Source organism: Mesorhizobium sp. P2_A12 (genome assembly GCF_056405075.1).
Map to the genome: position 1 here is coordinate 104,527 of NZ_JBFUCU010000008.1, position 15,738 is coordinate 120,264.

General features: G+C 63.6%; 16 protein-coding genes. 9 read left to right on the forward strand and 7 right to left on the reverse strand.

Annotation, left to right across the window (positions count from 1 at the left end):
• Window positions 1–6 precede the first annotated feature (6 nt).
• The 3 genes from AC1DZU_RS19060 to rsmA are packed head-to-tail and all read left to right on the forward strand — an operon-like array spanning window position 7 to window position 2,834.
• A complete protein-coding gene (locus tag AC1DZU_RS19060; protein WP_477287267.1) occupies window positions 7–945 on the forward strand; it encodes a SurA N-terminal domain-containing protein in 939 nt (312 codons plus the stop codon).
• A 1-nt stretch (window position 946) separates the two neighbouring features.
• Window positions 947–1,975 (forward strand): 4-hydroxythreonine-4-phosphate dehydrogenase PdxA, encoded by a 1,029-nt coding sequence (gene pdxA, locus AC1DZU_RS19065; RefSeq protein ID WP_477287269.1) that lies wholly within the window; start codon window positions 947–949, stop codon window positions 1,973–1,975.
• Window positions 1,976–2,000: 25 nt separating this feature from the next.
• The gene (gene rsmA / locus AC1DZU_RS19070) at window positions 2,001–2,834 is read left to right on the forward strand and encodes a 16S rRNA (adenine(1518)-N(6)/adenine(1519)-N(6))-dimethyltransferase RsmA (RefSeq protein WP_477287271.1); all 834 of its coding nucleotides are present in this window, start codon (window positions 2,001–2,003) and stop codon (window positions 2,832–2,834) included.
• 37 nt (window positions 2,835–2,871) lie between these two features.
• On the opposite strand, the gene gmk is transcribed toward rsmA, so the two are convergent.
• From gmk to fabD, 7 genes are all read right to left on the reverse strand, one after another.
• Window positions 2,872–3,528 (reverse strand): guanylate kinase, encoded by a 657-nt coding sequence (gene gmk / locus AC1DZU_RS19075; RefSeq protein ID WP_095086392.1) that lies wholly within the window; start codon window positions 3,526–3,528, stop codon window positions 2,872–2,874.
• Between the two features lie 3 nt (window positions 3,529–3,531).
• Entirely contained in the window at window positions 3,532–4,422 is an 891-nt protein-coding gene (locus AC1DZU_RS19080; protein ID WP_477287273.1) for a YicC/YloC family endoribonuclease, read from the reverse strand.
• A 158-nt stretch (window positions 4,423–4,580) separates the two neighbouring features.
• The gene (gene mltG, locus AC1DZU_RS19085) at window positions 4,581–5,840 is read right to left on the reverse strand and encodes an endolytic transglycosylase MltG (protein ID WP_477287275.1); all 1,260 of its coding nucleotides are present in this window, start codon (window positions 5,838–5,840) and stop codon (window positions 4,581–4,583) included.
• Between the two features lie 102 nt (window positions 5,841–5,942).
• Window positions 5,943–7,205, reverse strand: coding sequence for a beta-ketoacyl-ACP synthase II (gene fabF, locus AC1DZU_RS19090; RefSeq protein ID WP_095086397.1), 1,263 nt, complete (start codon window positions 7,203–7,205; stop codon window positions 5,943–5,945).
• A gap of 34 nt (window positions 7,206–7,239) precedes the next feature.
• Window positions 7,240–7,476 carry an acyl carrier protein gene (locus tag AC1DZU_RS19095; RefSeq protein WP_006203723.1) on the reverse strand — a complete coding sequence of 79 codons (237 nt, stop codon included), beginning with the start codon at window positions 7,474–7,476 and terminating at the stop codon, window positions 7,240–7,242.
• 212 nt (window positions 7,477–7,688) lie between these two features.
• Window positions 7,689–8,426, reverse strand: coding sequence for a 3-oxoacyl-[acyl-carrier-protein] reductase (fabG, locus tag AC1DZU_RS19100; protein WP_477287277.1), 738 nt, complete (start codon window positions 8,424–8,426; stop codon window positions 7,689–7,691).
• A 60-nt stretch (window positions 8,427–8,486) separates the two neighbouring features.
• Complete coding sequence (gene fabD / locus AC1DZU_RS19105; RefSeq protein WP_477287279.1) at window positions 8,487–9,434, reverse strand: ACP S-malonyltransferase; 948 nt, start codon at window positions 9,432–9,434, stop codon at window positions 8,487–8,489.
• Window positions 9,435–9,687: 253 nt separating this feature from the next.
• Between fabD and AC1DZU_RS19110 the strand changes: the two genes are divergently transcribed.
• The 6 genes from AC1DZU_RS19110 to AC1DZU_RS19135 all read left to right on the forward strand — a co-directional run bounded on the left by AC1DZU_RS19110 (window position 9,688) and on the right by AC1DZU_RS19135 (window position 15,738).
• Window positions 9,688–11,640 (forward strand): LTA synthase family protein, encoded by a 1,953-nt coding sequence (locus AC1DZU_RS19110; protein WP_477287419.1) that lies wholly within the window; start codon window positions 9,688–9,690, stop codon window positions 11,638–11,640.
• Window positions 11,641–12,104: 464 nt separating this feature from the next.
• Window positions 12,105–12,605, forward strand: coding sequence for a 30S ribosomal protein S6 (gene rpsF, locus AC1DZU_RS19115; protein WP_023761609.1), 501 nt, complete (start codon window positions 12,105–12,107; stop codon window positions 12,603–12,605).
• Complete coding sequence (rpsR, locus tag AC1DZU_RS19120; protein ID WP_006203718.1) at window positions 12,605–12,853, forward strand: 30S ribosomal protein S18; 249 nt, start codon at window positions 12,605–12,607, stop codon at window positions 12,851–12,853. The genes rpsF and rpsR overlap by 1 nt, the downstream gene beginning before the upstream one ends.
• A gap of 216 nt (window positions 12,854–13,069) precedes the next feature.
• The gene (gene rplI, locus AC1DZU_RS19125; RefSeq protein WP_095086410.1) at window positions 13,070–13,654 is read left to right on the forward strand and encodes a 50S ribosomal protein L9; all 585 of its coding nucleotides are present in this window, start codon (window positions 13,070–13,072) and stop codon (window positions 13,652–13,654) included.
• Between the two features lie 286 nt (window positions 13,655–13,940).
• Window positions 13,941–15,239, forward strand: a complete 1,299-nt coding sequence (locus tag AC1DZU_RS19130) for a class I SAM-dependent methyltransferase (RefSeq protein ID WP_477287281.1) — start codon at window positions 13,941–13,943, stop codon at window positions 15,237–15,239.
• Between the two features lie 175 nt (window positions 15,240–15,414).
• Window positions 15,415–15,738 (forward strand): YnfA family protein, encoded by a 324-nt coding sequence (locus tag AC1DZU_RS19135; protein WP_477287283.1) that lies wholly within the window; start codon window positions 15,415–15,417, stop codon window positions 15,736–15,738.

Below are 15,738 nucleotides of genomic sequence, written 5' to 3' on the forward strand. Positions count from 1 at the left end.
ATTGGGATGCCAACGATGAGGAAATATCTGTTTTCAGCAGGGTTCGCGCTGCTTTTGGCGGTGACGTCCGTGTCGGTCACCGTGATGACGCCGCCGGCTTTCGCCAGCGAGATCAAATACGTCGTCAACGACGTTCCGGTCACCTCCGGTGACATCGCGCATCGCGCCGCCTTCTTGAAGCTGCAGCGCAAGAAGGGCGATGCCGCCCAGGAAATGATCGACCAGACGCTGCGACTGGCCGAGGCCAAGCGGCTTGGTATCCGCATCAGCGATGCGCAGGTCGAGGCTGCCTACCAGCGCTTTGCCTCGAACAACAAGATGCAGCTCAGCCAACTCGACGGCGTCATGGAGAAATCAGGCGTCACCAAGGGCCACTTCAAGGAATTCATCCGCGCCCAGATGGCCTGGAACCAGGCCTTGAGCGCGCGTTACCGTTCCGGCGATGGCACCGGCGCCGTCAGCGAGCAAGACCTTGTCAGGAAGATGCTCGAAAAAGGCGGCTCCAAGCCGAGCGCTACCGAGTACATGCTTCAGCAGGTCATCTTCGTGGTGCCGGCAGCGGAGCGCAGCGCGACGCTGGCCAAACGCAAGCGTGAGGCCGACGCCATGCGCGCCCGCTTCAACGGCTGCGGCACGACGCACGAGTTCGCCAAGGGCCTGATCGACGTCACCGTTCGTGACCTGGGCCGAGTGCTGGCGCCGCAACTGCCGTCGGACTGGGCCGAACAGATCAAGGCTACCAAGGTCGGTGGCGCAACCGTCACGCGCGAGACCGAACGCGGCGTCGAATTCATCGGCATCTGCTCGTCGCGCGAAGTGTCCGACGACAAGGTTGCCCAGATGGTGTTCCAGAGCGAAGGCTCGGGTGGTGACAAGAACGCCGATGAGCTCAGCAAGAAATATGTCGACGAGTTGAAGGCGAAAGCCCGCATCGTCAAGCGCTGACGTGGGCAGCACAGTGATTGCGCTCGCCTTGAGCGCCGGCGATCCGTCCGGCATCGGGCCGGAGATCGCGATTGCCGCGTTCATGGCGCGCGAGGCCGCTGCCTTGCCTCCCTTCTATCTGCTCGCCGATCCGGCGCTGATCGCCTCCCGGGCCTGCCTCCTCGGCATTTCGTTGCCGATCGTTGAAACGACACCCGCGCAAGCGGCGCAAGAGTTTGGCCGCGCCCTGCCGATCGTGCCGCTGGCTGCTGGCTGCATCGACAGCCCCGGCCGGCCGGACCCAGCCAATGCGGCCGCCACCATCGAAGCCATCGACCGCGCCGTCGCCAATTGCCTTGCCGGCGACGCCGCCGCCGTCGTCACGTGCCCGATCGCCAAGAAGCCGCTCTACGATGCCGGCTTTGGCTTTCCCGGCCACACCGAATATCTGGCGCATCTGTCGGCCCGACACACCGGCGTCGAGGCGATGCCGGTGATGATGCTCGTCGGCCCCGAGCTGCGCACCGTCCCCGTCACCATCCACATCGCGCTGGCGGAGGTGCCCAAGGCGCTGACCACCGAATTGATCGTCGCGACCGCGCGCATCACCGCTGCCGACCTCATCGGCCGCTTCGGCATCGCCAGGCCGCGGCTGGCCGTTGCCGGGCTCAATCCGCATGCGGGTGAAGGCGGTGCCATGGGCATCGAGGACGAGCGCATCGTGCGCCCGGCGGTCGACATCCTGCGAGCCGAAGGCATCGACGCTTTCGGCCCCCTGCCCGCCGACACATTGTTCCACGCCCGGGCCCGGGCCGGCTACGACGCGGCCCTGTGCATGTATCACGACCAGGCGCTGATTCCGGCCAAGGCACTGGCCTTCGACGAGGCGGTCAATGTCACGCTCGGCCTGCCCTTTATTCGCACCTCGCCCGACCACGGTACCGCCTTCGATATCGCCGGCAAGGGCGTGGCGCGGCCTGACAGCCTGATGGCGGCGCTGAAGCTCGCCAGGCGATTGGCCGACAGCGGCACGAGGGCCGCCGCAGTATGAGCGCTTCCTGCCTGAGCCTGCGCGCATGAGCATCGATGGGCTGCCGCCGCTGCGCGAGGTGATCGAGCGTCATGGGCTGCAGGCAAAGAAGGCGCTCGGCCAGAATTTCCTGTTCGACCTCAACCTCACCGGCAAGATCGCCCGCACCGCCGGCGACTTGTCCAATGCAACCGTGATCGAGGTCGGTCCCGGCCCCGGCGGGCTGACCCGCGCATTGCTCGCCAACGGGGCGCGTCACGTCATTGCCATCGAGCGCGACGAACGCTGCCTGGCGGCGCTCGCCGAAATATCGGATCATTATCCCGGCCGGCTGGAGATTGTATCCGGCGATGCGCTGAAGACGGACTTCGCAGCCCTTGCCGATAGGGGAGCCGGCGGCCCAGTCAAGATCATCGCCAACCTGCCGTACAATATCGGCACGGAGCTGCTGCTGCGCTGGTTGACGGTCGGCGAATGGCCGCCCTTCTATGCATCTATGACCCTGATGTTCCAGCGCGAGGTGGCCCAGCGCATCGTCGCCACACCCGGCAGCGATGCCTATGGCAGGCTTGGCGTGCTGGCCGGCTGGCGCACGCAGGCCAGGATCGCCTTCGACGTGCCGCCCCAGGCATTCACGCCGCCGCCCAAGGTCACCTCTTCTGTGGTGCATCTGGAGCCGCGCGCGACGCCCCTGCCCGCCGATGTGAAAAAACTCGGCCGCGTCACCGAAGCCGCCTTCGGCCAACGCCGCAAGATGCTGCGGCAGAGCGTGAAAAGCCTCGGCGGTGAAGCCTTGCTCGAACGCGCCGGCATCGATCCGACACGCCGCGCCGAAACACTCAGCGTCGAGGAATTCGTACGTCTGACCAACACGGTGTAGCTTTCTTCTCCCCGTTCACAGGGAGAAGGAAGAAGCATCAGCCCGTCTTCTCGTCCAACAGTCCCGAGACGAAATCGAATAGGCCGGGCCGGCGATCGCGCCTTAGCCGCTCGGCGACGACGATGCCGCGCACTTCGGCGAAGGCGCGATCGAGGTCGTCATTGACGATGACGAAATCATATTCCTTCCAGTGCTCGATCTCGTTGCGGGCGTTCTTCAGCCGCGTCTCGATCACCGCCTCCTGGTCTTCGGCGCGACGCTTCAGGCGCGCCTTCAATTCCTTCATCGACGGCGGCAGGATGAAGATCGAGACGATGTCGGCGCGCATCTTCTCCTTGAGCTGCTGTGCGCCTTGCCAGTCGATGTCGAACAGCATGTCGCGCCCTTCAGCCAGCGCCAGTTCGGCCGGCTCGCGCGGTGTCGCGTAGCAATTGCCGTGCACTTCGGCCCATTCCAGCAGGGCGTCGGAATCGCGCAGCCGCTCGAAATCGCGCATTGTCCGGAAATGGTAGTGAACACCTTCGATCTCGCTGCCGCGGCGCGGTCTGGTGGTGACCGAGACCGACAGTTCGAGGCTGGAATCGCTTTCCAGAAGGTTGCGCGCGATCGTCGACTTGCCGGCGCCGGATGGCGACGACAGGACGAGCATCAGGCCCCGGCGGCGAATGCGGGACCCTAAATCCTTGGCAACCATCGGCTACTCCAGATTCTGGATCTGTTCACGAAACTGGTCGACCACGGCCTTCAGTTCCAGCCCGATCGCGGTGACCGTAGCGGCGTTCGACTTCGAGCACAGCGTATTCGATTCGCGGTTAAATTCCTGTGCCAGAAAATCGAGCTTGCGGCCGACCGCGCCGCCACCCTCGAGCAGTGCCCGACCAGATGCGACATGCGTTTTCAGGCGGTCGATCTCTTCGCGAATATCGGCTTTGGTGGCCAGGAAAGCCGCCTCCATGTGCAACCGGCTGGCGTCCAGATTGGCGGACGCGTCCATCAGCAGCCTGACCTGCTCGGCGAGGCGTTCGCGGATCGCCGCCGTCTCGCGCGACGGATCCGCCTCTGCCCGCAACGTCAGCGCCTCGATTGCGTCGATGTGGCCCGCCAGCAGCAGAGCCAGTGCGGCACCTTCACCCTGTCGCGCCTGTTCCAGCCCTTTGAGGGCCACCTCGAGCGCAGCCGTGATCGCGATGTCGAGCGCGGCGCGCACCTCTTCGGTTTCGACAGTCTCGGGAATATCGAGCACGCCGCGCAGCGAAAGCAATCCGTCTGATGTCGCGGGGGCGACACCGAACTGCTCCTGCAACCGCTTGGCGAGTCCCGCAAGGTCCTTCAGAAAGTCTTCGTTGACGACGGGCTGCGCCTGCGCGCCGGCGGCACGGCCAATGGTCAGCGTCGCCTGGAAATTACCCCGCGCAAAGCGCTTCTGAAGCGTCTGCCTGACAGCCGGTTCCAGCCGTTCGAAGCCTTGCGGCAATCGCAGCCGCACCTCGACGCTCTTGCCGTTGACGGACTTGACCTCCCAGGCGATCGCGGTGCCTTCATGCTCGGCGACGGCACGTGCAAAACCGGTCATGCTCTGCAAATTCATATCGCCCACAAGTCCCTGGCACATCGCTCCGAAACCGGTTTTCCGGAGGGGAGCACGTGCGGCTTAAAAATGACTGCGCCGCAGGCACGCCGAAATCGGACGCGCGGCGCTGCTCCAAATGTCAGGGGCGCCGCCTTGTGGCAACGCCCTTCTTCGTCCTACTGGGCAGCGCCCGCATCGCCGCCGCCGCTGTCGTCGCCTCCGTCAGCCGGCTTGTCAGCATTGCTGTCAGCCGGCTTGTCGGCATTGCTGTCGCCGGCGCCGGTGGTGTTGTCGCCTTTGGCGGCGTCGTCGGCCTGCTTTTTCTGCAACGCGCGATAGCGGGCGACATTCTCATTGTGCTCTTCCAGCGTCGCGGCAAAGACATGCCCGCCGGTACCATCGGCGACGAAGTAAAGATCGTCGGTCTTCGACGGATTGGCCACCGCCTCCAGCGCCGCCCGACCCGGATTGGCGATCGGCGTCGGTGGCAGGCCGTTGATCACATAGGTGTTGTAGGGCGTCTGCTTCTGGATGTCCGACTGGTAGATCGGCCGGTCCGCCGGCTTGCCCTTGCCGCCGAACAGACCGTAGATGATGGTTGGGTCGGATTGCAGGCGCATGCCCTTGGCGAGCCGGTTCAGGAAGACGGCGGCAACTCGTGAACGCTCGTCACCCTTGCCCGTTTCCTTCTCGACGATCGAGGCCAGCGTGACGAACTCTTCGACATTGGCCAGCGGCAGGTCCGGCGCGCGCCGCTGCCAGACATCGTCGACCAGCTTCTTCTGATCTCCCAGCAGCTTGTCGATCATCTGCTGGCGTGTCGCGCCGCGCGTGAAGCGCAGCGTGTCGGTGGCGAGGCTGCCCTCGGGAGGAGTGGTCGCCGGCATATCACCGCTCAAGGCCGGCTCATCGGCGATGCGCTGCAGCGCCTGCTCGACCGTCAACCCTTCTGGAACTGTCAGTGAATACATCACCGACTTGCCGCTCTTCAAAAGCTCCATGATCTCGCGCATGGAAGCCTTGGGCTTGATCTCGTACTCGCCGGCCTTCAACGCCGAATCATTGCCGTAGGCGCGCACGCCAAGGCGGAAGATCCGGGCGTCGCTGATCAGTCCGCGGCGTTCGAGCTGGTCGGCAATATCCTGGACGCCGGTATTCGGCTTGACCAGGAAAGTGTCGCCATTGGCCGAGGGGCCAGCTTCAGTGAATTCCTGCTTGCCGAAATAGACCGCGGCGCCGGCCGCCAGAACCATCAGCATCACCGCGGAGATGACGAAGTTCATGAACACGACGACCTGGCTGCGCGAAGCGCGCGAGCGCTTCGGCGGCGGTGTGCCGGCCTCCGGCCGCAAGGCCTCGCTCGCCGTCTTCGGCACGATCGGACCAGATGCCGGACGCTGTCCGAATTCTCCGTTGCCCGCCGGATTTGTGTTCATTTTGCCCTACCGTTTGATCGCTCAACGAATCCCCTGCGGCAGAGTAGGGGCGAATATGGCAAAATTGACGGCATGCCGAAGCATCGCCGGGCAGCTGAACGGTCAGCCATTATAGCGCTGGAAGACGAGCGAAGCGTTGGTGCCGCCAAAGCCGAAGGAATTGGACAGCGCAACGTCGATCTGGCGGGCGCGCGGCTTGTTGGGCACCAGGTCGATCGCGGTCTCGCGCTCCGGGTTGTCGAGGTTGATGGTCGCCGGCGCGACATTGTCGCGAATGGCGAGGATTGAAAAGATCGCTTCCGCAGCACCCGCCGCCCCCAGCAGATGGCCGATCGACGACTTGGTCGACGACATCGAAATCTTCGACGCGGCATTGCCGACAAGCCGCTCGACGGCGCCGAGTTCAATCGTATCGGCCATGGTCGAGGTGCCGTGCGCGTTGATGTAGTCGACATCGGCAGGCGTCAGCTTGGCCCGGTTCAACGCCGCCGTCATGCAGCGGAAGGCGCCGTCGCCGTCTTCGGCAGGCGCGGTGATGTGATGGGCATCACCGGTGAGGCCGTAGCCGGTCACCTCGGCGTAAATCTTGGCGCCGCGCGCCTTGGCATGTTCGAGCTCTTCAAGCACGACGACGCCGGCGCCCTCGCCCATGACGAAGCCGTCGCGGTCGCGGTCATAGGGGCGCGACGCCGTTTGCGGCGCATCGTTGCGATCGGTCGACAGTGCCCGGCACGCGGCGAAGCCAGCGATCGACAGCCGCGTCACCGGCGCTTCGGCGCCACCGGCGACCATCACGTCGGCATCGCCCCACATGATCAGCCGGGCAGCGTCGCCAATGGCGTGCGCACCGGTCGAACAGGCCGTGACGACGGCGTGGTTTGGGCCTTTCAGCCCGTGCCTGATCGAGACCTGCCCGGAAACGAGATTGATGATCTGGCCCGGGATGAAGAACGGGCTGATGCGGCGCGGGCCGCGTTCCTTGAGGATCATCGCGTTCTCGGCGATGCCTTCGATGCCGCCTATGCCGGAGCCGATCAGCACGCCGGTGGCGCACTGCTCGGCATGGGTTTTTGGCTCCCAGCCGGAATCCTTCAGCGCCTCGTCGGCGGCGGCAATCCCGTACAGGATGAAGTCGCCGATCTTGCGCAATTCCTTCGGCTCGAGCACGGCTTCGGGATTGAAGGTGGCATTGCTGCCATCGCCACGCGGAATGACGTGGGCGATCTTGCAGGCAAGATCCTCCACCTCAAACTCGGTGATGCGTTTGGCTGCGCTGCGGCCGGTCAGAAGTTCCTTCCAGCTGTGCTCGAAGCCCATGCCGAATGGCGACAACAACCCAAGGCCCGTGACGACGACACGCCTCATCGCAGGTCCTCCCCGGTGATGACTGCGGAAAGCGTCAGGCGGATGCCTTGTCGATATACTTCACCGCGTCGCCGACGGTCAGGATGGTCTCGGCCGCATCGTCGGGAATCTCGACGCCGAATTCTTCTTCGAACGCCATGACGAGTTCGACCGTGTCGAGGCTGTCGGCGCCCAGATCATCGATGAAGCTCGCCTGCTCCGTCACTTTGTCGGCATCGACACCAAGGTGCTCGATGACGATCTTTTTGACGCGCTCTGCGGTGTCACTCATTTGGGGCATCCTCGTCTTTTGTTTGTCTGTCTTCGTTAGCGGGCAGAATGCCGCTAATCAAGCTGAAAGATGGTCCTGCCGGAAACGCAACGGCCACGGACCGGTTTTTGCCCGAACCGCCGGGTTGCGGGCCGCATTACACGAAAAATAGCTGAGGTCCAAGCCGAAATGGTCTCTTTTCACAAGCCGGCAACAACTCCGCCGGACCTCGTTCAGATCATCGCCATGCCGCCATTCACATGGATGGTCTGGCCGGTGACGTAGGCGGCTTCGTTGGAGGCGAGATAGGCAACGGCGGATGCGACTTCGGCGCCGGTGCCCATGCGGCGCGTCGGGATCGCCGCCATGATCGCCTCCTTCTGCTTGTCGTTGAGCTTGTCGGTCATGGCCGATTCGATGAAGCCCGGGGCGACGCAGTTGACGGTAATGTTGCGGGTGGCGATCTCCTGCGCCAGCGATTTGGAAAAGCCGATCATGCCGGCCTTGGAGGCGCAGTAGTTGGTCTGGCCGGGATTGCCGGTGACACCGACAACCGAGGTGATGTTGATGATACGGCCGTGACGGCGGCGCATCATTGGATGGGTGAGTTCGCGGGTCAGCCTGAAGACAGCGGTCAGGTTGACCTCGATCACGGTGTCCCAGTCGGCGTCCGACATGCGCACGAACAGCCCGTCCTTGGTGATGCCGGCATTGTTGACGAGGATGTCGACACCTTCGAGGTCGGCCTCCGCCTTCTGGCCGAGCGCCTTGACCTCGTCACGGTTCGACAGGTTGGCCGGGAACAGCTTGACCCGATCGCCAAGCTCGGCGGCCAGCGTCTCCAGTTTCTCGACCCGCGTGCCATGCAGGCCGACGATCGCGCCTTGCGCATGCAGGACCCTGGCGATCGCCTCGCCAATGCCTCCCGATGCGCCGGTGACGAGTGCCTTGCGGCCAGTCAATTCGAACATTTTTGTCTCCTGATTGAGAAGAGAACACCCTTTGCACGGGCGGGGTCAAATGGCACTAGATTAAGCAAGCGTCGCCAGCACCGCCTCGACATCAGCCGCAGAGCCCACCGACGCGGTGGCGATGTCGCGGTTGATACGCCGCGCCAGGCCTGAAAGCACCTTTCCGGCGCCGATCTCGTAAAGCGTGGCGATGCCGTTTGCGCCGAACCATTCCACAGTCTCGCGCCAGCGCACGCGGGCAATCACCTGCTCGACCAGACGCCGCGCGATCTCGTCCGGATCATTGGTCGGGGTGACGGTGACGTTGGAGACGATGGGAACCACCGGGGCGGCCTTCGCCACGCTGGCCAGAGCCTCGCGCATGATCTCGGCCGCCGGCGTCATCAGAGCGGAGTGGAAAGGCGCCGAAACCTGCAGCATCAGCGCCCGCTTGGCGCCCTTTTCCGTGCAAAGTTTCGCCGCCAGCTCCACTGCGCCCTTTGTGCCTGAAATGACCAGCTGGCCGCCGCCATTGTCGTTCGCCACCTGGCAGACAGAGCCTGCCCCTTGGGCAGCCTCGGCGCAGGCAGCTTCTACACCCGCCTGCTCCAGCCCGATGATTGCCGCCATGGCGCCCTCGCCGGCCGGCACTGCTGCCTGCATGGCATTGCCCCGGATGCGCAGCAGCCTGGCGGCATCGGCAACCGAAACGAAGCCGGCGGCCGCGAGCGCCGAATATTCGCCCAGCGAATGGCCGGCGACATAGGCGACCTTGTCCTTCAGCGAGAAGCCGCGCGATTCCAGCGCCCTGATCGCGGCCAGCGACACCGCCATCAGCGCCGGCTGCGCATTGGCGGTGAGCGTCAACGTCTCCTCTGGCCCTTCCCAGATCAGCTTCGACAGGTTTTCGCCAAGTGCGTCGTCGACCTCCTGGAAGATCCTGCGCGCCTCGGGAAAGGCATCGGCGAGATCCTTGCCCATGCCGACAGCCTGGCTGCCTTGTCCAGGAAAGGTGAATGCAACGGCCATGCGAGGGCTCCCAAGGGCTGGTTTTGCTTGCCTGATAGTCGGGTTTTTCTTGCCTGTGACGCAAGGCAGGCCGCCAAGTCAAGCCCAGTTCGACCCTGGCCGGCGGCACCATCGCCGGCCGAGTGCCTGTTCCGAAAGGCTTTTTGGCGATCACTCCTGATGAAAACCGCTCACGAATCGTTTGCTGGCTCTTCTTATTTCCGCCACAGGCGCTAGCTTTGCGTGACAATTATATGACAATCGAGTGACGAGTTTGTCGCTGGGTGGGGAAGTTAAAGTGGCAAAGAGTTCTAAACGCGTCGGCAAAGCCGCGCCACAGTTCCTGGAAGACGACCCGTCCACCGGCTATCTGCCGGGCAGGACATGGCCGGTCGTGCGCTATGGGCTGGTCAGCCTGGCGATCGCGGCCGTCATGGTGTTTGCCATCGAATTGATCGTGCGCGGCGACTTTGCCGGCACGGTCGCCTTCTTCCTGCAGCCGCTCAAGCCGGGCTGGACCACCATCGTCGTGTTCGCGCTGATCCTGATCGGCCTCGATGCGGTGCTCGGCCGCAGCCACCAGAGCCTGATGATCGTCGCGCCGCTGACCCTGTCCCTTGCCTTCGTCGGCCACCAGAAGTCGCATTATCTCGGCGATCCGCTCTATCCCACCGATTTCCTCTACGCCCGCCAGATTTTCGCGCTGCTGCCGCTCCTGGTGCGCGACCGGCCGATGACCGCGCTGGCCATGGTCGCGGGCATCGTCGCCGGCCTGTCGCTGCTCGTCTATGGCTGGCGGCTATGGCGCCGCAGGGTTCCGGCGCTCAGCCGCAAGGGCCGCCTTGCCCGGCTGACGCTGGCGGTGCCGCTGCTCGCCTTCTTCGTTTCGATCATGGACTACGCCACCTTCTCCTGGACCAGGGACCGGCTGCAGATCATCCCGATCATGTGGGACCAGAAGGAAAACTATGCCTCCAACGGCTTTGCCCTGGCCTTCGCTCTCAACGTGCCGATGGCGCATGTCTCGGCGCCGCCGGGCTATTCCGACAAGGCAATCGCGGCGATCGACAGGACCGATGTGACCGCCTCGATGCCGGCCGAAAAACCCGACATCATCATCGTCATGAGCGAATCCTTCTGGGATCCGACCAAGCTGCCCGGCGTCACCATCACGCCCGACCCGATCCCCAACGTGCGGGCGCTGCGTTCGGGCTCGATGTTCTCGCCCGAATTCGGCGGCATGACCGCCAACATCGAGTTTGAGGCGCTGACGGGCTTTTCCAACGCCTTCCTGCCGGCTGGCAGCATCCCCTATCAGCAATATGTGCGCACGCCGACGCCTTCACTCGCGACGTTCCTCAAGAGCCAGGGTTACCGGGCGCGCGCCATCCATCCCGGCACCAACTGGTTCTGGAACCGTGGCGCGGTCTACGCAGATTTCGGCTTCAACGATTTCAAATCAGAAGAGACGCTGCCGCCCTTGCAGAAGCGCGGGCCGCTGGCGTCCGATGCGGCGATGACCGACGAGATCATCAGCGAGGCCGACGCCAGCGATGAGCCGGTGTTCTTTTTTGCTGTCAGTCTGCAAAACCACGGTCCCTACGAGCCGAACCGCTATTACAATCCGACACACACGGTGCAGGCACCGATCAGCCAGTGGGCGCGCGAATCGCTGCTCAGCTACGCCGAGGGGTCAGCCGACGCCGATCGTGGCCTTGAACGCCTTGTCGAATGGGCGAAGAAACGCTCCCGTCCCACCGTGATCGCCTTCTTCGGCGACCATCTGCCGCCGCTGGGGCCGGTCTATGTCGAAACCGGCTTCCTGAAAGACAATGTCGCGCCGCGCAAGGAACCGACGCCGCAAGCCGCACTTGAACATCACCAGACGCCGCTGATCATCTGGTCGAACCACTCCGGTCCGGTCGAGAACCTGGGCGCGGTGAGCCCGGCGTTCCTGCCCTATCATATCCTCACCACCGCCGGCATCACCCACCCATACTACACCGGCTTCCTGGGTGAGATGCGCGAACGCTACCGCGTCGTCGACCGCAATTTGTTGCTGACGCCGACGGGCGAAGCCACGCCCGATTGGGCACGGCAGAAGGAGATCGACCCGACAATCCGCGATTTCCGCCTGCTGCAGTACGACATGATGTTCGGCAAACGCCTCGCAGCGCCGGACTTCTTCCCCGAAACGGTCGACAAAATCGTCGCCCATATGAGTTGAGCCAAACGATCCCGCGAGGATCAGGCCCTGCGCCGTTGCGTCACGCTTCTGCGCCTCCCTTGATGAATCGACCGTTGACGGCAGGATTTCAACTCCACACAACCTGACATTGTGGTTAAGGCCCGGTTGCCGGAAACCACGAAGCCTTGCCATTGTTGCTGCTTGATTTTTCCGCCCCTGCGACACAAGGGAATGCCGCTTGCGCTTGCGTTGTGGGCGGATTGCTGTATAGACGCCCCCAATCTGCCGGTCCCAGCTGGGGGCTGAACGGAGGGCCGGAGGTTTTTTCGAAAACTTTCGTGTGAAGACAGAAGTGCTTCCGCCTCCCGTGTCTCCGCTCTCGACCGTCTCGTCATGCTCCTTTCTTCTCCGCCCCCTTTTACCGGGAACGGCGGGTCAGAGAAGTTGCAGAGGCTTTTGCCGCCGGGAACCGGGAGAGAAACGAAGAAAGGCACTGATACACTATGGCTCTTTACGAACATGTGTTTCTTGCCCGGCAGGACCTCTCGCAGCAGCAGGTCGATGCGCTTGTCGAACAGTACAAGGGCGTCATCTCCGCAAATGGCGGGTCCGTCGGCCGGGTCGAGAACTGGGGACTGAAGTCCCTCACCTACCGGGTCAACAAGAACCGGAAGGCTTACTACACGCTGATGGACCTGAACTGCCCGCCGGCCGCGCTCAACGAGATGGAGCGCCAGATGGGCCTGTCCGAAGACGTGCTGCGTTTCCTGACCATCAAGGTCGAGGCGCATGAGGAAGGCCCGTCGGCCATGATGCAGAAGCGCGAAGAGCGCTCGGAACGCGGCGGCTTCGGCGACCGTGACCGTGGCGATCGTGGTCCGCGCTCGTTCGGCGACCGTGATCGCGGCGACCGTGGCGATCGTCCGCCGCGCTCGTTCGGCGATGCCGGTGCCGATCGTGGTCCGCGCCGTCCGCGCGAAGGCTTTGAAGGGGGTGCAGAATAATGGTCGACATCAACCAGATCCCGACCCGGCGCCCGTTCCATCGCCGCCGCAAGACCTGCCCGTTCTCCGGCGCCAACGCGCCCAAGATCGACTACAAGGACGTGCGTCTGCTGCAGCGCTACATTTCCGAGCGCGGCAAGATCGTGCCGTCGCGCATCACTGCCGTCAGCCAAAAGAAGCAGCGCGAACTCGCCAAGGCGATCAAGCGCGCCCGCTTCCTCGGCCTGCTGCCCTACGTGGTTCGCTAAGACTTTCGAGCGGGCGGCTTGCCGCCCGCTTTTTTCACCTCGGCGACGGGCGCCGCGGGGATCGCATTCAAATCCCGAGTTGAGGTCAAACCTCTAACTGCCTGAACAGGCAGGACAGCGACACCGGCGCCAAGGCGCGCCCCAAGCTTCCTGACCTGTTCCCAAGACATTCGGCGTCGATCCCAACGATTGGCGCCCAAACGAAGGAACAAAACCATGGAAGTCATTCTTCTCGAACGCGTTTCCCGCCTCGGCCAGATGGGCGATACCGTCAAGGTCAAGGACGGCTTTGCCCGTAACTTCCTGCTGCCGCAGGGCAAGGCGCTGCGCGCCAACGAAGCCAACAAGAAGAAGTTCGAAGGCCAGCGCGCCCAGCTCGAAGCCCGCAACCTCGAGCGCAAGTCGGAAGCCAGCCAGGTCGCCGAAAAGCTCGACGGCAAGAGCTTCATCGCCGTGCGTTCGGCTGGCGAAACCGGCCAGCTCTACGGCTCGGTGTCGACCCGCGACATCGCGGATCTGCTGACGGCGGAAGGTTTCACGGTCAACCGCAACCAGATCCTGCTCAACCAGCCGATCAAGACCATCGGCCTCACCAATGTGGCGATCGCGCTGCATCCGGAAGTCGAGGTCACGATCACGCTCAACATCGCCCGCACGGCCGACGAAGCCGAACGCCAGGCCAAGGGCGAGACGCTGACCACCGCCGAAGCCATCTATGGCGACGACATCAACGACAATGCCCGGCCGGAAAACTTCTTCGATCCGAACACCGAGTTCGAAGGCGGCGAAGACAACGCCTGACGGTCTGAGTTGCCGGTGCGCCCTGCCGGGCGTGCCGCACTCAGCTTCGATCCCAGTTGGCCTCAGCCATACTGGACCAATGCCCGGGTTTCTCGCCCGGGCATTTTTGTGCCAAATGGAACTTTTCGAACCCCTATATATTGATGCAGACTACAGCGTCGCGCGTCCTTTGGCCGCGCAAAGGACGCTGTGAAACTTTGGTTTGGCGCACGATCCCTTTCCCGAAGATCGATTTCGATTTTCGGGGTCATGCGCCGAGACAGCCTGTCTGAGGGGACATTTGGTCATGAATATTCTGCTCAAGCGCGTTCTCGATCGCCTGGTGCGCACCGGCAATCTCAAGGTAACCGGCCCCAAGGGCGCCGCGGTGGTTTTCGGCGACGGCAGCGGCGATCCGGTGCACATGCACATCAAGACCGCGCATGCCGAGCGAGCCATCACCTTCGATCCGATGCTGGCGGTGCCGGAAGCCTATATGGACGGCGAACTCGACATTCTCGAAGGCGGCGTGCTGGGTGTGATGCGCATCGCCTTCCAGAACATGGGCAGCGGCGGCATCGACGCCACATGGTCGAAAGCCATAGAAGGCCTGCGCCATGCTTTCCGCCGCCTGCAGCAGATCAACACCGCCTCGCGCTCGCGCCGCAACGTGCAGCGCCACTACGACCTGTCGGGCGATCTCTACCGGCTTTTCCTCGACGAGGACATGCAGTATTCCTGCGCCTATTTCGAGCAGCCGGACATGACGCTCGACGAAGCGCAGGCCGCCAAGAAACGCCACATCGCCGCCAAGCTCAGGCTGAAGGCCGGCCAGACGGTGCTCGACATCGGGTCCGGCTGGGGTGGGCTCAGCCTCTATCTCGCCAAGGCGTTCGACGTCGACGTGCAAGGCGTGACGCTGTCGACCGAACAGCATGGCGTCGCCACCGACCGCGCGCACGCGCAAGGGTTGGAAAGCCGCGTGCATTTCGAGCTCAAGGACTACCGCGAGCTCAACGAGCGTTTCGACCGCATCGTTTCGGTCGGCATGTTCGAGCATGTCGGCGTCAACCACTACCGCACCTTCTTCGACAAGAGCGCGACGCTGCTCAAGCCGGATGGCGTAATGCTGTTGCACACGATCGGCCGCTCCGGCGTTCCGTGGGCGACCACCGCCTTCGTCCGCAAATACATCTTCCCGGGCGGCTATGTCCCTTCGCTCTCCGAAGTCATGCCGGCGATCGAGAAGTCGGGGCTGGTCGTCACCGACATCGAAATCCTGCGGCTGCACTATGCCGACACGCTGAAGCACTGGGGCGAGCGCTTCGCCGCCAACCGCGACAAGGCCAAGGCGATCTACGACGAGCGCTTCTGCCGCATGTGGGAGTTCTACCTGGCCGCTTCGGAAGCCGCTTTCCGCTGGCAGGATCTGGTGATCTTCCAGATCCAGATCGCCAAGAAGAACGACACCTTGCCGACGACGCGCGACTACATGACCAAATGCGAGAAGGCGCTTGAGATGCGCGATATGGGTCACCGTGAAACGGATCCCATCAAGAAGAGCCCGGCTGCCAAGCCAACTCGCCGCCGTAAGGTTGCTGACTGAAGCGCGTCGCGTTTGAACGGACGCATGCGAGGCGCTTTAGGTCTTTGTTTTTTGCAAGTCGTCCTCCCAAAGCCGGACCCGCTTTTGAGCGACATGCCTTGGAAATAGTATTGCGGCTTGCCATTGCTGGCGCCTGCACTGAAAAAGGTCCAGTGATCGCCACCGGACCTTTTTCATGACCTATGTTCTCTATGTCGCTGCCGCCTTGGCCGAGATCGCCGGCTGCTTTTCGTTCTGGGCGTGGTGGCGGCTGGAGAAGTCGCCACTGTGGCTGCTCCCCGGTCTCGCCTCGCTCGCTCTGTTCGGCTTCCTGCTGGCGCTGGTCGATGCCAATGCCGCCGGCCGCGCCTACGCCGCCTATGGCGGCATCTACATCGCGGCGTCGCTTGGCTGGCTGTGGCTAGCGGAGGGCGTGCGCCCCGACCGCTGGGACTTCGCTGGAGCTGCGCTCTGCATTGTCGGCGCCTCGGTGATCCTCGTCGCGCCACGCGGAGCCTGA

Coding starts and splice junctions, on each gene's coding strand:
- AC1DZU_RS19060 (WP_477287267.1), top strand. CDS start 7: ATGCCAACGATGAGGAAATATCTGTTTTCAGCAGGGTTCGCGCTGCTT.
- rsmA (WP_477287271.1), top strand. CDS start 2,001: ATGAGCATCGATGGGCTGCCGCCGCTGCGCGAGGTGATCGAGCGTCAT.
- gmk (WP_095086392.1), bottom strand. CDS start 3,528: ATGGTTGCCAAGGATTTAGGGTCCCGCATTCGCCGCCGGGGCCTGATG.
- AC1DZU_RS19080 (WP_477287273.1), bottom strand. CDS start 4,422: ATGAATTTGCAGAGCATGACCGGTTTTGCACGTGCCGTCGCCGAGCAT.
- mltG (WP_477287275.1), bottom strand. CDS start 5,840: ATGAACACAAATCCGGCGGGCAACGGAGAATTCGGACAGCGTCCGGCA.
- fabF (WP_095086397.1), bottom strand. CDS start 7,205: ATGAGGCGTGTCGTCGTCACGGGCCTTGGGTTGTTGTCGCCATTCGGC.
- AC1DZU_RS19095 (WP_006203723.1), bottom strand. CDS start 7,476: ATGAGTGACACCGCAGAGCGCGTCAAAAAGATCGTCATCGAGCACCTT.
- fabG (WP_477287277.1), bottom strand. CDS start 8,426: ATGTTCGAATTGACTGGCCGCAAGGCACTCGTCACCGGCGCATCGGGA.
- fabD (WP_477287279.1), bottom strand. CDS start 9,434: ATGGCCGTTGCATTCACCTTTCCTGGACAAGGCAGCCAGGCTGTCGGC.
- rpsF (WP_023761609.1), top strand. CDS start 12,105: ATGGCTCTTTACGAACATGTGTTTCTTGCCCGGCAGGACCTCTCGCAG.
- rpsR (WP_006203718.1), top strand. CDS start 12,605: ATGGTCGACATCAACCAGATCCCGACCCGGCGCCCGTTCCATCGCCGC.
- rplI (WP_095086410.1), top strand. CDS start 13,070: ATGGAAGTCATTCTTCTCGAACGCGTTTCCCGCCTCGGCCAGATGGGC.
- AC1DZU_RS19130 (WP_477287281.1), top strand. CDS start 13,941: ATGAATATTCTGCTCAAGCGCGTTCTCGATCGCCTGGTGCGCACCGGC.
- AC1DZU_RS19135 (WP_477287283.1), top strand. CDS start 15,415: ATGACCTATGTTCTCTATGTCGCTGCCGCCTTGGCCGAGATCGCCGGC.